This is a genomic window from Okeania sp. SIO2B9 (assembly GCF_010672505.1).
In the GTDB taxonomy this organism is placed as follows: Bacteria; Cyanobacteriota; Cyanobacteriia; order Cyanobacteriales; family Microcoleaceae; genus Okeania; species Okeania hirsuta.
On sequence record NZ_JAAHGK010001366.1, the window covers coordinates 1 to 1,963 of the forward strand.

4 protein-coding genes are annotated in these 1,963 nt (G+C 38.6%); all 4 read right to left on the reverse strand.

Translation table 11 applies throughout. The features are described from left to right. Positions 1-446: 446 nt before the first annotated feature. The 4 genes from F6K13_RS30800 to F6K13_RS35580 all read right to left on the reverse strand — a co-directional run bounded on the left by F6K13_RS30800 (position 447) and on the right by F6K13_RS35580 (position 1,892). Entirely contained in the window at positions 447-1,211 is a 765-nt protein-coding gene (locus F6K13_RS30800; protein WP_287289521.1) for a bifunctional 2-polyprenyl-6-hydroxyphenol methylase/3-demethylubiquinol 3-O-methyltransferase UbiG, read from the reverse strand. Positions 1,212-1,458: 247 nt separating this feature from the next. Next, positions 1,459-1,635 carry a zinc ribbon domain-containing protein gene (locus F6K13_RS30805; protein ID WP_205127462.1) on the reverse strand — a complete coding sequence of 59 codons (177 nt, stop codon included), beginning with the start codon at positions 1,633-1,635 and terminating at the stop codon, positions 1,459-1,461. Then, on the reverse strand, positions 1,622-1,768 hold the full coding sequence (locus tag F6K13_RS30810; protein ID WP_287289524.1) for a hypothetical protein: 147 nt from the start codon (positions 1,766-1,768) through the stop codon (positions 1,622-1,624). The genes F6K13_RS30805 and F6K13_RS30810 overlap by 14 nt, the downstream gene beginning before the upstream one ends. Then, complete coding sequence (locus F6K13_RS35580; protein WP_353735742.1) at positions 1,746-1,892, reverse strand: transposase; 147 nt, start codon at positions 1,890-1,892, stop codon at positions 1,746-1,748. Before F6K13_RS35580 ends, F6K13_RS30810 begins: the two co-directional genes overlap by 23 nt. Between the last annotated feature and the right edge of the window lie 71 nt (positions 1,893-1,963).

Sequence of the window (1,963 nt, forward strand, 5' to 3'; positions counted from 1 at the left end):
TAGTTGCCATTTTTTTTGCCTAAATTATCAAAGGGAACATAAAACCTACATTCCGCACCACAAAATGTAGTATCGAATCAGGAGTCAGGAGACAGGAGACAGGAGACAGAATTTTAGAAGAAAATCATAGCTGCCGTGATTGCGTCATTAATCAAGCAAGTATTTATGCGTAAATTTTTTACTCAGAATTTGATCGACGAAAAAAGTAATTGAGATGATTTGCATAGTATAAATACTTACAAAGCTACGGATTTACATACTACTTTTAATGCTACAAAATGACGTGCGGAATGTGGGATAAAACAGACAAGAAAATCATTGAGCAACATTGGGGTCTGAGTCAAATTAGAAAAACCCAGGTTGTATCAAGCTCTCAATATATTAAATTATCCCGATTCCTTTAGATATTAAGGAATATTTTATAGATAGATACTTCTTTAAATACTTCACAATTTTTGATAACATCTGGTTGTGATTAAATGGGGGTGAAATACTTCTAGAAAATTTGATTGTAGCGTTTGAAAAAAATATTTCACAATAGCTGTATCATCTAAATGAAAAGGATATTCGTTGCCAAAACCCTTAGAAAAATACCAATTAATTAGTAATTTTCCATCAGAACTCAGAAGTTTATGAAACTCAATTAACTGTGATATTGGGTCTGGTAAATGTTCCATGACATCAAAACACATAATTGTGTCAAATGAGTTATAAATTTCCAATTTTGATGTGACTTGAATTTTGTCAGATAACCCTAATTTTTCGGAGCGCTCCAGAACAAAATTGCAGTTAATCGGATTTACATCTAAGTACTGAACTTCGGTAACATTTGGACACAAAGCAGCCGCAAAGGAATGTGTTCCAATCCCCCCACCAAAATCCAAAACCCGACCTTTAGCAAAATCAGCAATTAAATGTAGCATATTACCGATATAATCACAGCTTTTTAAATGCCACGCTGCTAATTCTAAGATATAGGTTGCTCCGACTTGGTCTCGATAAAATTCGATTGCCATTTCCCAATCAAAGTTTTGTCCCAACTTAGTCATAGCTTGATTACTTTCCTGAATTCGAGTCTCAAGGGTATGTCGATCTATCTGCAAAAACTCCTGGATGTGGTTTTTCAGATCGAAAGAATTGTCCCAATAAGCTTTGAGAAACTCAGGTTTAGCTGCAGTTAACATAGAAAATGACTCCTGAATTTTGTACACTTGATGTTGCCGTTCTTAGAAACCTACGATAATCTATAATTATCTGTTCTATTCTTGCTTCTACCTGGCAACGTCGGCGTTATCCAGTCCACAAGCTGACACGGACGTTTGCTGCGCAACGCTAGCGCGAAACGCGGAACGCGGAGCGTAGCTCTCACTGCCCCCCATAGCTAAATTTAACGCTGCATTTCCTACGGAATGCTTCCCTACGGGATGCTACGCAAACGCAAACAAGTCTTGATCGCAGCTAAAATTGCAGTGTTCGCAATTGAACAAACAGTCTGATAAAAACAAAGACTCGCAATTCAGTTCCACAGTTAGAGCAGGTTTTAGAACTAGGAAACCATCTATCAACAATGGTTAATTTAGAGCCGTACAGTTGACATTTGTACTCTAGCTGTCTACGAAACTCATAAAAACCCATAGACTAGGGCAGACTTAGCTAGCTTATAGTTGGCCATCATTCCTGATACATTCAGATCTTCACCCACCACTCTTGCTCCCCTCCCAGCAGGGGATGGGGGTGGGTTGTAGTTAAGAGCCAAATAAGTAGGCACGTTTATGCAATGTATCTTTACGAATATTAGCTATTTTACTGTGTAGTCTAGCTATTTTTAGCTGTGCTTTTTTCCAGTTATTGGAAAACTTGGTTTTATACCTGTGGCCCGCGGCTACGTGAATCGCGGCTCAGGCGGCGTATTGTTGATCGTGATCGCAATCGGCTCTCCAGCCGATTTGCCGTCTTTGTCTGT